This is a genomic window from Photorhabdus sp. RM96S, assembly GCF_042879335.1.
Taxonomy (GTDB): domain Bacteria; phylum Pseudomonadota; class Gammaproteobacteria; order Enterobacterales; family Enterobacteriaceae; genus Photorhabdus; species Photorhabdus kayaii.
In genome coordinates, this window is record NZ_JBHFKT010000001.1 from 50,173 (window position 1) to 64,470 (window position 14,298).

Annotated in this window: 15 protein-coding genes and 1 other RNA gene; 8 read left to right on the plus strand and 8 right to left on the minus strand. The window is 41.4% G+C overall.

What is annotated here, in order from left to right; all coding sequences use genetic code 11:
* Positions 1–47 precede the first annotated feature (47 nt).
* Positions 48–911 (minus strand): acyl-CoA thioesterase II, encoded by an 864-nt coding sequence (gene tesB / locus ACGF49_RS00260; protein ID WP_113040820.1) that lies wholly within the window; start codon positions 909–911, stop codon positions 48–50.
* A 250-nt stretch (positions 912–1,161) separates the two neighbouring features.
* Between tesB and ACGF49_RS00265 the strand changes: the two genes are divergently transcribed.
* On the plus strand, positions 1,162–1,608 hold the full coding sequence (locus ACGF49_RS00265; RefSeq protein WP_113040821.1) for a YbaY family lipoprotein: 447 nt from the start codon (positions 1,162–1,164) through the stop codon (positions 1,606–1,608).
* A gap of 133 nt (positions 1,609–1,741) precedes the next feature.
* Positions 1,742–1,838: signal recognition particle sRNA small type (gene ffs / locus ACGF49_RS00270), an RNA gene on the plus strand.
* An 81-nt stretch (positions 1,839–1,919) separates the two neighbouring features.
* Here the strand turns inward: ffs and ACGF49_RS00275 are convergent.
* The 3 genes from ACGF49_RS00275 to ACGF49_RS00285 all read right to left on the minus strand — a co-directional run bounded on the left by ACGF49_RS00275 (position 1,920) and on the right by ACGF49_RS00285 (position 7,669).
* Positions 1,920–2,123, minus strand: coding sequence for an HHA domain-containing protein (locus ACGF49_RS00275; protein WP_011147992.1), 204 nt, complete (start codon positions 2,121–2,123; stop codon positions 1,920–1,922).
* Between the two features lie 1,175 nt (positions 2,124–3,298).
* On the minus strand, positions 3,299–6,448 hold the full coding sequence (locus ACGF49_RS00280) for an efflux RND transporter permease subunit (RefSeq protein WP_113040823.1): 3,150 nt from the start codon (positions 6,446–6,448) through the stop codon (positions 3,299–3,301).
* Positions 6,449–6,475: 27 nt separating this feature from the next.
* Positions 6,476–7,669, minus strand: a complete 1,194-nt coding sequence (locus ACGF49_RS00285) for an efflux RND transporter periplasmic adaptor subunit (protein ID WP_113040824.1) — start codon at positions 7,667–7,669, stop codon at positions 6,476–6,478.
* Between the two features lie 129 nt (positions 7,670–7,798).
* Here ACGF49_RS00285 and acrR point away from each other — a divergent pair, with 129 nt between their 5' ends.
* From acrR to ACGF49_RS00305, 4 genes are all read left to right on the plus strand, one after another.
* Positions 7,799–8,440 carry a multidrug efflux transporter transcriptional repressor AcrR gene (acrR, locus tag ACGF49_RS00290; protein WP_113040825.1) on the plus strand — a complete coding sequence of 214 codons (642 nt, stop codon included), beginning with the start codon at positions 7,799–7,801 and terminating at the stop codon, positions 8,438–8,440.
* Positions 8,441–8,578: 138 nt separating this feature from the next.
* Positions 8,579–9,253, plus strand: a complete 675-nt coding sequence (locus ACGF49_RS00295) for an energy-coupling factor ABC transporter ATP-binding protein (protein WP_113040826.1) — start codon at positions 8,579–8,581, stop codon at positions 9,251–9,253.
* Positions 9,250–9,879, plus strand: coding sequence for an energy-coupling factor transporter transmembrane protein EcfT (locus ACGF49_RS00300; protein WP_262977772.1), 630 nt, complete (start codon positions 9,250–9,252; stop codon positions 9,877–9,879). The genes ACGF49_RS00295 and ACGF49_RS00300 overlap by 4 nt, the downstream gene beginning before the upstream one ends.
* 40 nt (positions 9,880–9,919) lie before the next feature.
* On the plus strand, positions 9,920–10,468 hold the full coding sequence (locus ACGF49_RS00305; RefSeq protein WP_113040828.1) for a biotin transporter BioY: 549 nt from the start codon (positions 9,920–9,922) through the stop codon (positions 10,466–10,468).
* Here ACGF49_RS00305 and ACGF49_RS00310 read toward each other — a convergent pair.
* Complete coding sequence (locus ACGF49_RS00310; RefSeq protein ID WP_387488823.1) at positions 10,465–11,370, minus strand: DMT family transporter; 906 nt, start codon at positions 11,368–11,370, stop codon at positions 10,465–10,467. The genes ACGF49_RS00305 and ACGF49_RS00310 overlap by 4 nt on opposite strands.
* A 31-nt stretch (positions 11,371–11,401) precedes the next feature.
* Positions 11,402–12,166, minus strand: coding sequence for a hypothetical protein (locus ACGF49_RS00315; RefSeq protein WP_228901744.1), 765 nt, complete (start codon positions 12,164–12,166; stop codon positions 11,402–11,404).
* Between the two features lie 123 nt (positions 12,167–12,289).
* Here ACGF49_RS00315 and ACGF49_RS00320 point away from each other — a divergent pair, with 123 nt between their 5' ends.
* Positions 12,290–12,727 carry a DUF1284 domain-containing protein gene (locus tag ACGF49_RS00320; protein ID WP_113040831.1) on the plus strand — a complete coding sequence of 146 codons (438 nt, stop codon included), beginning with the start codon at positions 12,290–12,292 and terminating at the stop codon, positions 12,725–12,727.
* Between the two features lie 129 nt (positions 12,728–12,856).
* Here ACGF49_RS00320 and rsmS read toward each other — a convergent pair whose 3' ends face one another.
* Positions 12,857–13,024 (minus strand): pleiotropic regulatory protein RsmS, encoded by a 168-nt coding sequence (rsmS, locus tag ACGF49_RS00325; RefSeq protein ID WP_074524823.1) that lies wholly within the window; start codon positions 13,022–13,024, stop codon positions 12,857–12,859.
* Positions 13,025–13,046: 22 nt separating this feature from the next.
* Positions 13,047–13,589, minus strand: coding sequence for a primosomal replication protein PriC (gene priC / locus ACGF49_RS00330; protein ID WP_228901741.1), 543 nt, complete (start codon positions 13,587–13,589; stop codon positions 13,047–13,049).
* Between the two features lie 143 nt (positions 13,590–13,732).
* Between priC and apt the strand changes: the two genes are divergently transcribed.
* Positions 13,733–14,284, plus strand: coding sequence for an adenine phosphoribosyltransferase (apt, locus tag ACGF49_RS00335; protein ID WP_113040833.1), 552 nt, complete (start codon positions 13,733–13,735; stop codon positions 14,282–14,284).
* Positions 14,285–14,298: the final 14 nt, after the last annotated feature.

The following is a 14,298-nucleotide window of genomic DNA, read 5'->3' on the forward strand; positions in this document are numbered from 1 at the left end:
AAGCCATGAAATGTAATGCTGGTTTCTTAATTTGCTGCCTTATTCATTTATCTATTGCGTTTCCTAATCAGACCTTCCTGTACAGTGGAAGCAACAAGTATCCCTTCACGATTATAAATCTGTCCCCGAACAAAACCACGGGCACCGGAAGCTGACGGACTATCTACAGCATATAGCAGCCAGTCGTCTAGTCTAAACGGGCGGTGGAACCACATAGAATGGTCAATTGTTGCTATCTGAATATTTTTCTCAAGGAACCCGACACCATGTGGCTGTAATGCTGTTGGCAGAAAGTTAAAATCGGAGGCATAGCCAAGTAGATATTGATGAATAAAAGGATTATCAGGCATATTGCCGTTACTGCGGAACCAAACATAGCGTATAGGCTCTTCTGGTGGACAATTGAATGGACTGTGATATTTTACGGGTCTCATTTCTAACGGGCAGGGAAAAAGAAGATTATTCTGCATCTTTTGTGGCAGTAGATGCGACATTTTTTTCACGATTTCATCCTGAGGGATAAGTTCTTCTGGATAGGGTACATCCGGCATTATATTTTGGTGTTCAAAACTTTCTTCGTGACTTTGAAATGAGGCAGTCATATAAAAGATAGGCTTACCATTCTGAATTGCACTAACTCGCCGGGCACTAAAACTTCCTCCATCACGCAAAACCTCAACATCATAGACGATAGGTTTGTGACTGTCACCGGGACGTAAGAAATAGCTATGGAAAGAGTTGCCCATTCTGTCATCGACAACGGTTTGTTTGGCAGCATACAGTGCCTGACCAATCACTTGTCCTCCGAAAACCTGAGGAAAACCGAGATCTTCGCTTTGCCCTCGGTAAATACCTTCCTCAATTTTTTCCAATTTCATCAAATTTATCAGATTCTGTAATGACTTGCTCATAATATGCCTTTGTTTTCTATTAGGTTATCGAGAGTACAAGGGATGATTATTGTCTCATTAATAGATGATTAATAAATAACTAAATTGTAAATGTTTTAAGTCCTAACAGCAGTGCAATAAAGAATGTGAGATTTATTGGCGTCTTATGTTCAAATTTTTAATCTATAATTCAAATGAGTTAGATTTAATGATTTGATATTTCAATTTATTTTAATATTTATATAGATTAGTTAATAATGGAGGAATGTGTATGAAATTATGGCAGTTCCCCGCTGGCGTATTACTAGCGGTTGCTTTGGTTGGGTGTAATGCCAAAGGTGCTGAGGTAGTAGATACTCAGGTGGGAAAGATTGAAAATCCAATGAAACGGTCTTTTGTTGAAGGTAATATTAATATACTACAGCGTATAGCATTGCCAGCAGATGCTGTTCTGACAGTGGCATTATCTGATGTATCTTTAGCTGATGCACCTTCAGTTACTCTGTCTCAGAAGGTAGAGCGTTTAGGTGGGAAACAATCACCTTTCCATTTTGTTTTGCCTTATCAGCCAAACAAAATTAAGCCGAATGCACGCATTGTTGTCAGAGCTTCTGTTTCGCTGCATAGCCGCTTGATGTTTGTTACAGATACCGCATATGAAGTGATTAATAATGGGAAGACTAAAGATGTCGAAATTACGTTGAAAGCCGTTAAATAATACATTTCCTTATTGTATTGATTTGCAATGTGCAATAAATCAGCATTCGGGTCTGCCTGTCTTGCTATTTAAGTAGGTATGAATGATAATGGCACCGCTTTAGAGTTAAAGCAACACGTCACAATGGGGGCTCTGTTGGTTCTCCCGCAACGCTAACTTGTTAACTTGGTCAGGTCCGGAAGGAAGCAGCCATAGCAGGGGATGTGTGTGCCGGGATGCCGCTGGCAGAGCCCTCGCCAATTTCATCGGTAACCTAATAAGCCGATAGCACTTTACCGGCTCGGATCACTTTCTATCTGATAAAGACTATCTTAGCGAACATATTTCCATACTGAAGGTGGAATTCTGTCATACAGTTTATTCATGGTCAGCTCAGCCAGGCGGTGATCCGCAGCAGAGTAGAATAGTTCAAGTTCATCTCCTGAAAGTTCATACTTGTTCTTTTCAATCACACGTTCCAGTGTATCAATCGTGGTGCATTTTCTTAAACGCATCAGATAATCAGTTTTAGTCATAATCGCCTTTCTTATTTAACATATATAAAAAATTATTGAGGGAAATATCCAATCAAATTTTGCTCAAGGAGCAATTTAAATCCTGTAACAGGACGCTGGTTAAGCGTTCATTAGTTTTTTTACCATTCCATAAGTTTATACCCGTCATCTTTCAAGTTGCCTCTTTGTTGGCTGCACTCACTCACCCCGGTCACATAGTTATCTATGCTCCCGGGGATTCGTTCCCTTGCTGCCGCGATGCATCTTGAAATCCATTGGGTATAGAAACGCTAATCTTAATTTGTTTCCAAACAAAGCATAACTCTATGTATTATCAATACATTTATCAATTCAAGTGAGAAGACTGAAATCATCAGAATATTTTATTTTAAAGTACCAAACGAAAGTTGATATGTATTCAATCTATTTGTTTAGCTTTAAAATCTCCTGAGATGTAGAAGCTATTTCCACAACCAGTCTCATCTCTGTGTACTCTGCACTAGAAGTGCTTCTTGCCTTAGATTTTCACATAAGCATTCTAATTCATCAATATTATGTCATCTTGAGTGAATATTCATCCATGCTATGTTGATCTTGCTGTATATGCCATTACTTAATTTTTCGAGTTAAACACTAAGCATATACACGTATTATAAATTTTTTCGAGAGATTATTATTATGTATCTATAATCGTTCTTTGGGATTATTTATCTTTTCTACAGATGGCTCTGATTTGCTTCTAGTAAATCAGAATCAGCTCTTAACAAAATTCATACCTTAACTCAATAAACTATAAATAGCGGCTAGTATGTGTGAGTTAATATGTAGGTTTATATAAAACAGTATTTCCCTCAGATACCAGTAATGGCAGATTATAGCCTGATGGCTACAATAATCAATGAATATAACATCATTATTACATAAGTCACTATGTGCTGGTATTGTTTTTTGTCATTTAGTGTAAAAAAAGATAAAGTAATTTTTGTCCGACAACTTTCATATTAATTTTATTAAAGTTACTAATGCTTGGATTTTTAAAGCTATTTCATACTCATAAGTGGTGATTATAATTAAATTTAAACGAAATTACTTAAATATTAAGCGGATAGATTAATGATCAGAATCTTGTCAAATGTAAGCAACGATTATATTTAAGAAGGCCGATTTGACGGCCTTCTGGTTATTGTTGGTAGCATTTAATGAGATTCTGATGCGAGTTCAATCTCCTCCGCTTTCTTACTGAAACGTCGTCTTATAACCACAAAGAATACCGGCACGAAAAAGATGGCTAGCGAGGTTGCTGCAATCATTCCGCCTAATACCCCAGTACCCACTGCGTTTTGAGAGCCAGATCCCGCACCATTACTCAGTACTAGGGGGATAACACCTAACATAAATGCTAATGATGTCATTAGGATTGGGCGAAGACGCATTCTTACCGCATCTAGCGTAGCTTCTATCAACCCCTTGCCCTCTTTTTCCATCAAGTCCTTGGCGAATTCAACGATGAGTATCGCGTTCTTAGCCGACAAACCGATAGTGGTCAACAAGCCAACTTTAAAGTAAACATCGTTATCTAAACCGCGGAATGTTGTTGCTAACAAGGCTCCAACGATACCTAATGGTACTACTAGCATAACTGAGAATGGAATTGACCAGCTTTCATACAGTGCAGCCAGACAGAGGAATACTACTATCAATGATAATGCATATAGAGCTGGAGCTTGATTACCAGACAGGCGTTCCTGATAGGACATACCTGTCCAGTCGAAACCGATTCCATTTGGTAACTGCGATGCTAATTCTTCCATCAAAGCCATTGCATCACCGGTACTTTTACCAGGGGCTGCTTCACCCAATATTTCCATGGATGGTAAACCGTTATAGCGTTCCAGACGTGGTGAACCGTAGGTCCAGGGTTCTTTGGACGTATCTGTAAAGGCAGAGAATGGAACCATTTCACCCTGTTTATTACGGACATACAGCTTGTAAATATCACTTGGTAGCATACGATAAGGAGCTTCCGACTGAACGTAAACTTTTTTGACTCGACCGCGATCGATAAAGTCGTTTACGTAATTACTGCCAAACATCGTGCTGAGTGTAGAGTTGATATCCACGATGGAAACACCGAGAGCTTCAGCTTTTTCCTGATCGATTCTGATCCGATATTGAGGGGTATCTTCCTGACCATTAGGACGAACACCTACTAACATATCTGGATGCTGTTGTATCATGCCAAGTAATTGGTTACGGGCTTCTGTCAGTTTGTCATGTCCAAGGTTTGCTTTATCAATTAATTCAAAATCAAAGCCAGTTGCTGAACCTAACTCTACAATTGCCGGGATGTTAAACGCAAAAACCATACCTTCTTTGATTTTCTGGAAGTGAGCACTAGCCCTGGCAACAATAGCAGGTACTTTGTTTTCAGCACCTGGACGTTCACCCCAGTCTTTCAGGCTTATAAATCCCAACCCCGTGTTTTGACCTTGCCCACTAAAACCAAAGCCACTGACGGTAAATACAGAAACCACACGATCTTTTTCTTCTGTATTGAAGTAATCGCTTATTTTATCTAGAACTTTTTCTGTTTGTTCCTGTGTCGCCCCCGCAGGTAATTGAACCATTGTCAGCAATACTCCCTGATCTTCTTCGGGAAGAAAAGAGGATGGTAAACGTGTGAACATGACGGCCATACCCGCCACCAGGAATACATAAATTACCAGATAACGGCCTGTATTGCGTAGAATACGACCAATGCTGTCAGTATAGTGGTGGGTACTTTTGTCAAATATGCGGTTGAACCAGCCAAAGAAGCCGGTCTGCTTACCGTGGCTACCTTTGGCAATAGGTTTCAACATGGTGGCACATAGAGCTGGTGTCAGGATTAGTGCTACCAGCACAGACAATACCATTGCAGATACGATAGTGATCGAGAATTGACGATAAATTGCACCGGTTGAACCACCGAAGAAGGCCATTGGGATAAATACAGCAGACAGTACCATTGCAATACCAACTAGGGCGCTTTGGATTTGTCCCATTGATTTCTTGGTTGCTTCTTTCGGCGATAGACCTTCTTCCTGCATAACACGTTCAACGTTTTCTACAACAACAATGGCATCATCTACCAATAAGCCAATGGCGAGAACCATAGCAAACATGGTTAATGTATTTATTGAATAGCCAAATGTAGCGAGTATTGCAAATGTTCCTAAGAGTACGACTGGAACCGCAATGGTTGGAATGAGTGTTGCACGGAAATTTTGGAGAAATAGATACATTACCACGAACACCAGCATGATGGCTTCAACCAGTGTTTTTACCACTTCGTTTATAGAGATTTTAACGAATGGTGTGGTGTCATATGGATAGACGATTTTCAGCCCGTGAGGGAAGAAAGGTTCCATATTTTTTAGCGCTTCTTTTACTGCTTTGGATGTATCCAAAGCGTTAGCGCCTGTCGCTAGTTTGACACCGATACCCGCAGCAGGTTTTCCATTATAGCGGGCAATGATGTTGTAGCTTTCTGCACCTAGTTCCACCTTTGCTACATCTTTCAGACGGACCTGAGAACCGTCAGTATTGACACGCAGAAGAATATTGCTGAACTCTTCCGGTGAGGTTAGACGTGTTTGAGCAATGATCGACGCATTCAAGCGTTGACCTGGAACCGGAGGGGTTCCCCCTAATTGACCAGCAGCTATTTGGTTATTTTGTGCTTTGATGGCATTTATTATATCCAGAGTCGTCATTTTGTAGTTAATGAGCTTGTCAGGATTTAACCAGATACGCATAGCATACTGGTTACCAAAAAGCATTGTATCACCCACACCAGTTACACGGCTCAGAGGGTCTTTGACGGTTGCACCAACATAGTCAGAGATATCGTCTTGTGACATAGAGCCATCTTCAGAGATGAATCCGGCAACCATCAAGAAAGAGGACGTGGACTTATCTACACGTATACCTTGCTGTTGCACTTCTTGTGGTAACAGAGGCATAGCGAGTTGTAGCTTGTTTTGTACTTGTACCTGTGCAATATCGGGATCAGTACCGGCCTCAAAGGTTAGTGTAATATTCATGTTTCCAGCAGAATCACTGTCGGAAGACATATAAACTAGGTTATCGATACCATTCATGTTCTGTTCGATAACCTGTGTCACTGTGTTTTGCACAGTAGTGGCATCTGCGCCGGGATAAGTTGCAGAGATAGAAATCGCCGGTGGTGCAATAGTAGGGTATTGCGCTACGGGTAATTTCATAATTGCCAGCAGGCCAGCCAGCATGGTGATAATTGCGATTACCCATGCAAAGATTGGCCGATCTATAAAAAATTTAGGCATGAATCACTGACTCCTATGACTCCTAAATTAAGACTTTTTCGCAGGTTCAGCTTGGTTCGCAGCAGATTTTGCATTTAAGTCCACTTCTTCTGCTTTAACCGGGATGCCGGGTTTAATTTTTTGCAAACCAGTAACGATAACCCGATCACCTGCTTTTAGACCGGAAGCTACTAGCCATTTATCACCAATAGTTTGGTTGGCAGTGATAATGCGCGGTTCGACTTTTTCGTCTGCACCAACCACCATGACAGTAGCTTCACCACGAGGTGTACGGGTAACTCCTTGCTGAGGAACCAGTATTGAATCCTGGCGAATACCTTCTTCCAGTTTTGCACGAACAAACATACCTGGAAGCAGCTCTTCATTCGGGTTAGGGAATATTGCACGGATAGTGATAGAGCCCGTTGTTTCATCTACAGTAATATCAGAGAATTCCAAATAACCTGTTTCACTGTAGTTTTTACCATTTTCCATGATCAGGTGAACTTTAGCCTTATTGTCCCCTTTCTGTACAATACCTTTGGCGATTTCATTTTTAAGACGCAGATAATCATCACTTGACTGAGTGACATCCACATAAATCGGATCCAGTTGTTGAACAGTTGTCAGTGCTGTTGGTTGACCAACAGAAACTAGAGCACCTTCAGTTATAGTAGATTTACCGGAACGACCACTAATCGGTGCTGTAACTTTGGTATATGCCAAATTGATACGGGTGGTCTCTACGGCCGCTTTTGCTGCCTGTACTATAGCATTCGCTTGTGCATAGTCGGCACTGGCTTTATCAAATTCCTGTTGACTAACATAGTTTGTACCTAACAGTGATTTATATCGGTTCACTGTCAAGCGTTCGATCTCTGCATTAGCCTGAGCTTTTGCCAAATCAGCTTTAGCTTTGTCATAGTCAGCTTGGTAAGTTGCTGGATCTATCTGATATAAAGAAGTGCCTGCTTTTACATCGCTACCTTCTTTATAATTTCGTTTCAGAATTATACCACTTACTTGTGGACGAACTTCTGCAATGCGGAAGGCTGATGTTCGGCCTGGAAGTTCCGTCGTGACCATCAGAGGTTCAGTTTTCAGCGTCACGATACCGACTTCAGGAGCCTGTTGGTTCCCAGCAACTTGCTGAGAGTCTTTGTCGTTACATCCTGAAAGAGCTAAGCTGCCTGAGAGTACCAGTACTGTAGCCAGAGGCAAAACTCCCCTGTTTATTCGCATAAGTAAACCTCAATATTTTTAGATGTTGACCCTTCAATCCGTAAAACCATTACTCCATTAATAACAGCATGCTATAATACAAACATACGTGAATGTATGTAAATCCATTTTAGGTTAAAATTAGAGTGTATGGCACGAAAAACTAAACAACAGGCTGAGGAGACCCGGCAACAGATTATAGACGCAGCTATAAAAGAGTTTTCTGAGCGCGGTGTCTCGGCTACTTCACTGACAGATATTGCCACAACGGCTGGAGTAACCCGAGGGGCAATTTACTGGCACTTTAAAAATAAAGTAGACCTGTTTTCCGAAGCTTGTAGAATAACAGATTCTAAGATTGACGAATTAGAGAAAGAGTATCAAGCAAAATATCCTAATAATCCACTCCTGATTTTAAGAACTTTAATCATCCATATCCTGACGTCGGTCACTGATGATCCGAAAAACCGGCTATTAATGGAGATTTTTTTCCACAAATGTGAGTTTGTTGGTGAAATGTCTGCCTTGGTGGAAGTCCGTCAGGAGCTGTGTGTTGCAGATTATGTTCGTATTGAAGCATCTCTTTCCGGCTGTATTGCGTCAGGTCAGCTTCCTTATAATCTTCATTTACGGCGAGCGGCTATCATGTTAAGAGGATTGATAACGGGCTTGTTGGAAAATTGGCTATTTGCACCAGATAGTTTTGATATTCAGAAGGAAGCCGAGTCGTTAGTGGATAGTTTTATCGATATGCTTAAATATAGTGAGCATATGAAAGTCACTGAAAAATGAAGAACCAGAATATAGAGGAAAATTAAGGTGAATTCTATTTTGGTAATTGCTAACAATGTGGCTAATGGCAAAAAGTCATTATCTTATGCTCTTTGTTTATCTGCTGATTAAATTCGGAAAGAGAACGGATAACCATCTATGTTGGAAATACGAAATGTGACGCATGCCTATGGCGAGCGAGTAATATTGAAAGAATTAAATTTGCAGCTTAAGGAAAAACGCATTGCCATCGTAGGTAGTAATGGTTGCGGCAAAAGTACATTCGCACGCCTTCTTAATGGATTGTTGGTACCGAAAAGTGGTGATGTTTTGGTAGATGGTCTGAATACCAGAACGGAAGGTAAAGCGATCCGACGTAAGGTTGGTTTCGTATTTCAAAATCCTGACAATCAGATCGTTTTTCCAGTCGTTGAGGAAGATTTAGCTTTTGGCATGAAAAATCTCGGGTTTACCAAGGATAAGATTCGACAAAGAACGCAGGAGGCCCTTTCACGCTATGATTTACTCCAATTTAGGGAGCATCCTGCCCATCTTTTAAGTGGTGGTCAGAAACAACTCCTTGCGATTTCTGGTGTTCTTGTGATGGAGCCCGATTACATTATTTTCGATGAGCCTACAACCTTGCTGGATTTACGAAACAAGCGCCGTGTTGCCGAAGCAATTGATAACTTATCTCAAACTGTGATTGTAGTTTCTCATGACCTTGATTTTCTGGTGGGATTTGATCGTGTTCTGGTTTTTGATGAGGGTCGTGTCGTTGTTGATGACATCCCCTCTATTGCTATCCCTGAATACGTAAGGATGATGTTATGAGCCTATCTGGGTATAACCCTGGTTCATCATTTGTGCATCGAGTTAGCCCTGGGCTCAAAATTATTTCTTTGGTCATTTTGGGAACATTGCTTTTCGTTATTCCACGTATCGATCTTTCTGTTGCGGCATTGGCGGGCATCGTACTTTTATACTTGTTAGCTAAAATCTCATTAAAAACTGCTTGGATGCAATTACGGCCAGCGCTATGGATCATCGCACTTATTTTTATAGTCCAATTGCTTCTACACCACTGGACCGCAGGTGTACTTGTGGTAGTTCGTCTTGCCTCACTTTTATTGCTGGCCTCGCTGGTCACTCTTACTACTCGCTCTTCTGATATGATCGACGCATTGGAAAAGGGTCTTGGGTGGCTGTACTATCTTGGCATCAATCCTGGAAAAGTGAGTTTGGCTCTATCGCTTGCTTTGCGGTTTATCCCTGTTCTGGCGTCAATTACAGAAGAAGTACGGGAGGCGCAGAAAGCAAGGGGCCTTGATAAGAGTGTCATTGCAATTGCAGTTCCTGTTATTGTGCGGATGCTCAAAATGGCAGACGATATTTCTGCCGCTATTGAAGCGAGGTCCTATGATCCAGAATTTGACAGAAATAAATCAAGCAGCAAGTAAAACAGAGGTTGTGGCTTTATCGAAAAGAAAGGGGGATTAAATGTCTACCAAAGATATTGTTTATATAGCACTATTTGCCTCTTTAACGGTAGCACTGGGTTTATTTCCGCCACTGACACTTCCCGTTGTGGGCGTTCCGATAACAGCGCAGTCAATGGGAGCAATGCTTGCTGGTGCCATTATTGGTGCGAAACGGGGTGGATTAGCATTGTTGCTCTTTTGTGTGTTTGTTTCCGTTGGATTACCGGTAATGTCTGGAGGGCGGGGAGGATTAAGTGTATTTCTCAGTCCAAGTGGTGGCTTTATTTTGGCATGGCCGATTGCCGCTTTTGTTATCGGCTATTTGTATGAGAAAAATCTTGTAAAACTGAATATCTTTAAAGAAGCTGTATTTCTTGTCTTTGGTGGAATTATGGTTGTTTATGTAATCGGTATCCCGTGGATTGCCGTATTTGCTAATATCAGCACCTGGCAAGCAGCCGTAGGTTCAATTGGGTTCATACCGGGAGATATTATTAAAATCGTACTGGTTATTTTGATTGTGAAAACGGTTCGTCGGGCTTACCCCACTCTTGAACCGCGTTCTTAAGTGTCAGTTTTTGTCGTGGGTTGATGTTTGTTGGTGATTACCCAATAGTTACCGCTGAGTGTCATCATTGTGCCAATTATGGCCCAAATGGTTGGACGATAGCCTTCTGTAACGCTGGAGATCGTTAAGGCTACGAGTGGAACGAGAAGCATGGTATAAGCTCCTCGTTCAGCCCCCAAGCGACCAACAACGGCAAAGTAAGTTGTATACCCAATTACCGAAGGAAACAGGATCAAATAGAATAGAGATGTTGCATAGGCTGGTGATAGATCAAAATCAAACGTTTGCTTGGTCAAAAAGGCGTAGCTGAGCAAGAATATGGTGCCATATCCCATAGAAATCCCGGTCATTGGCAGAACAGTGGCACCTTTTCGCTGTAACTGAACTGCGGAAATGTTAGCAAATGAGAATGTCAGGGTTGCTGCGATTGCGTAACCGAATCCTGTCCAATTCCATTCATTATTTAAAAATTCTGGGCTAAAGACTAAAATTATCCCAGTTAGCCCAACTACAGCGCCTACCAGCACTGACCATGAAATCGATTGCCGTAGGAAGAGAATTGTATTTATGGAGTTGAATAATATGACTGAAGAGTAGGTAAGGGCGATTAAACCGGTAGTAATCAAGGCCGTAGCCTTGTAAATCATCAAGAATGTGACAGCGAATCCGAATGCTCCAAGTGCGGCAAAAGAGAGGTGCTCGCGCCAGGTGTGTGTAAGTCTTTCCCGTGAAATCACAGCAATCAGAAGTAGCAGTATCGACGCACACCCAAAACGATAAATCAGGGATATTACAGGTGAAACATCAGTTAATTGCAGTTTTGCTGCATACCACGATGTTCCCCCGGTGATGATCGTCACGACATATAGAGCAGCAGTGGAGCAAGAAGAGGAACTCTTCATATTCAGGTCCCAAGTGTTTCGCTGAGATGTATTACGACCATAAAATCAACTTCTTCTCATTTAATACACCGATGAAGGAGCCTGTTGCAATGCGATTGCCACTTGCAGGCAGGACAATATGAGGGTTAGTTGTGTTGAAAATGACGACTGAACCGACTTGAGGTCGAAAAGTGAAAGATTCGCAATTAACCAATAGAGCACTATCATACGGTTTGTATATTTTATCAATGGTAGTATTCTTGAATGGTTGGTTATAGATCACGGTTTCTCCTCCCTGAGAGGGAGATAAAATATAGAGGTTCCAAGCAAGCTGAGTTGATATATCTCCGACGACTAAATTTCCTTTCGCAAAAGTGGGTGCGTAATCTACATGTAGATCCGAGCCACCGGAGATAATTCGAACGATACCGGTAAAATAGGGACCGAACCCCGGTTCTTCTGCGACTGAAATGCTAAAATTTGTATCATGATTGATGTATTGCATGAACCGATCAACGGGATCAAAAGCTTGATTGATAATTTGGATGCGATCTTGCTCAGCTACGCTAACTTGAGAAAAATATTGCTCTTTTGGTTGATCACGATAATGAGCGAGTGTATTTCCCAAATAAAACCCCGGCCTTCCGAATTCATAGGGTTTTGCCTTCATGCTCAGTATTGCAGACGAAAGTTGTTCTGTTTCTTTTGGCGTTGCAAAATCATCTATCATCGCTGCTGGAATCTTGTTATCTATGATTGCCTGCAAGCTTTCTGATGATAATTTGACAAGCTCGTTTGATACCCACCGTGACGACATAATAGTCGATTCCTAGCCGATTTTCTTTATATTAGAAAAATTGATCTATTGATGGTCAGTATCAATCATATAGCATTGATTGTATAAAAATGCAACACTTGATCACATTCAGGAGCGTAACTCATGACAATATCCCTGAGAGGTCACCACCTCTTGTGTATTCTTACCTACGCGGGTAACGGATATTCCCCTAGTTTTGTTGAAAACTACAATAGGATTATTCCTCGAATTCTGGACGAAGATATCTTGATTGTGGCAGGACCGGATGACATATGTATTCCCTTGCTTGGAGAAGACAAACCTCATTGCTTTGGCGAGAGTGTTATTGTCCGGGATAGTCGAGCTTTGGAAGCAGTTAGCGCTCTTATGGGCCGATCAGTTGAGGTAGGTCATACGCTGAGGCTTGATGAAACCTATTTAAAACAGGCGCGATGGGCTTTCAATCGTGGGATCATAAGATCTGCTTGTATAGGCTGTGAATGGAAACCGCTTTGCACTCGAATTGCTGCGGATGATTATTCTTCAACGTTTCTTAAACGAAATAGTGGAAAGAGCGAGTGACGATATAAAGCCGTTTGAAATTTAGCAAAGGCTGATATTGATATGAATGTATGATCACATACTTAAGACAAACGTGAATCTTTTATAGTATCGATCAAGATATCTATTAAGGTGTTTGAAGTAAATCGTTCAATATTCCTTCGTCGACTGTGATTGCTTCGCTAATTTTGCTTGATAGTCGTGTTTGACTATTTCCAGTGCGGCGAGTGCGATTTCAGGAGCGATTTCATTGCATTCCAGTAAATAGATCAGATCAACAGCAAGTTGAACTTCGGGTGGTGCGTGTTCGACTGACATAAAGTATTCCTCATCTGAATCGTTAATCCATGTTCTCTTTGTATTCGATTGATTTTTCAATTCGTGTCAGAGATTGACGGCAACGTGTTAGTCTTCCGGCTAATGCCGCGATTTCTTTCTGTATTTTTTGTTGATGACTAAGTGTAGTTTGTTGATTCAATTTTAGCTCTCTATCATTGATCATTGCGAGCAGACGGCGTTCATAATCCTGATGTTCAGCCAGTTTGTGGTACAGGTCAGTAGCTTGTTGTTTATGTTCAAATCGGCTCTCTTTTTTTCTCAATGACTGGGTAGACAATTCACGCCTTAATGCTTCTATTTGGGCAACTAAGCGTTCAGTCAGAAATGCGACCTGTTCGGTTCGGTGATCCTGCACACACTCTTTGAGTTGTTCCATGTTGTGCCTAACTTCTTGTAGATAACCACGGAGTTTATCGCTGTGTCGGTTAAATAAAGCTTGATCAAACCGGGCAGTAGAGAATGGTGTGTCTGCTAATGGTGCTATCTCTTCCGCCAGTATATCGACCTGTTTTTCGAGTAAATTTAATAATGGCTGCGTATTCATTTATACCTTAAAATGGTTATGCCTTGCGAAGCAAAATTAATCTGGGACGACAAAAAGTAGGCTGGTGCGTGTTCATTAGTTGCTTTTTTCTATCAGTTTGAATAGATTTTAGCACCTTCGTGTTCTACTCATTGGCACCGATTATGACCGCAAATGCGCAGCAACTGCAATTTATTAAAGACAGTATTGAAACTATTCCTGATTATCCAAAACCAGGGGTTCTTTTTCGTGATATTACCACTTTATTGGATAACCCTCTTGCCTACCAGGCAACAATTGATCTTCTGGTGGAGCGATATCAGGACAAAGGCATCACAAAAATAGTTGGCACTGAAGCTCGCGGTTTTCTGTTTGGAGCCCCGGTTGCGTTACGCCTTGGTGTTGGTTTTATTCCTGTTCGTAAAGCGGGCAAACTACCTCGGGAAACATTGAGTGAAACGTACGATCTGGAGTATGGCACTGATACGTTGGAAATGCATAAGGATAGCGTAAGAGAAAACGATAAGGTGCTGGTTATTGATGATTTGCTGGCTACGGGTGGTACAGTTGAAGCCACTGTTCGTTTAATCCGTCGTTTAGGTGGTGAGGTTTCTGAAGCGGCTTTTGTTATTGGTTTGCTTGGCTTAGATGGTGTTGAGCGCCTGCAAAGACAAGGTGTAAGTAGTTTTACTCTACTTGAATTCCCAGATCATTAATCTGCTTATTTTTG

Bases quoted from the DNA above. Each gene is read 5' to 3' on its own strand.
- ACGF49_RS00275 (WP_011147992.1), bottom strand. From the start codon at position 2,123: ATGACTAAAACTGATTATCTGATGCGTTTAAGAAAATGCACCACGATT.
- ACGF49_RS00295 (WP_113040826.1), top strand. From the start codon at position 8,579: ATGTTGGAAATACGAAATGTGACGCATGCCTATGGCGAGCGAGTAATA.
- ACGF49_RS00320 (WP_113040831.1), top strand. From the start codon at position 12,290: ATGACAATATCCCTGAGAGGTCACCACCTCTTGTGTATTCTTACCTAC.
- ACGF49_RS00315 (WP_228901744.1), bottom strand. From the start codon at position 12,166: ATGTCGTCACGGTGGGTATCAAACGAGCTTGTCAAATTATCATCAGAA.
- tesB (WP_113040820.1), bottom strand. From the start codon at position 911: ATGAGCAAGTCATTACAGAATCTGATAAATTTGATGAAATTGGAAAAA.
- ACGF49_RS00265 (WP_113040821.1), top strand. From the start codon at position 1,162: ATGAAATTATGGCAGTTCCCCGCTGGCGTATTACTAGCGGTTGCTTTG.
- priC (WP_228901741.1), bottom strand. From the start codon at position 13,589: ATGAATACGCAGCCATTATTAAATTTACTCGAAAAACAGGTCGATATA.
- ACGF49_RS00285 (WP_113040824.1), bottom strand. From the start codon at position 7,669: ATGCGAATAAACAGGGGAGTTTTGCCTCTGGCTACAGTACTGGTACTC.
- ACGF49_RS00280 (WP_113040823.1), bottom strand. From the start codon at position 6,448: ATGCCTAAATTTTTTATAGATCGGCCAATCTTTGCATGGGTAATCGCA.
- acrR (WP_113040825.1), top strand. From the start codon at position 7,799: ATGGCACGAAAAACTAAACAACAGGCTGAGGAGACCCGGCAACAGATT.
- rsmS (WP_074524823.1), bottom strand. From the start codon at position 13,024: ATGTCAGTCGAACACGCACCACCCGAAGTTCAACTTGCTGTTGATCTG.
- ACGF49_RS00310 (WP_387488823.1), bottom strand. From the start codon at position 11,370: ATGAAGAGTTCCTCTTCTTGCTCCACTGCTGCTCTATATGTCGTGACG.
- apt (WP_113040833.1), top strand. From the start codon at position 13,733: ATGACCGCAAATGCGCAGCAACTGCAATTTATTAAAGACAGTATTGAA.
- ACGF49_RS00300 (WP_262977772.1), top strand. From the start codon at position 9,250: ATGAGCCTATCTGGGTATAACCCTGGTTCATCATTTGTGCATCGAGTT.
- ACGF49_RS00305 (WP_113040828.1), top strand. From the start codon at position 9,920: ATGTCTACCAAAGATATTGTTTATATAGCACTATTTGCCTCTTTAACG.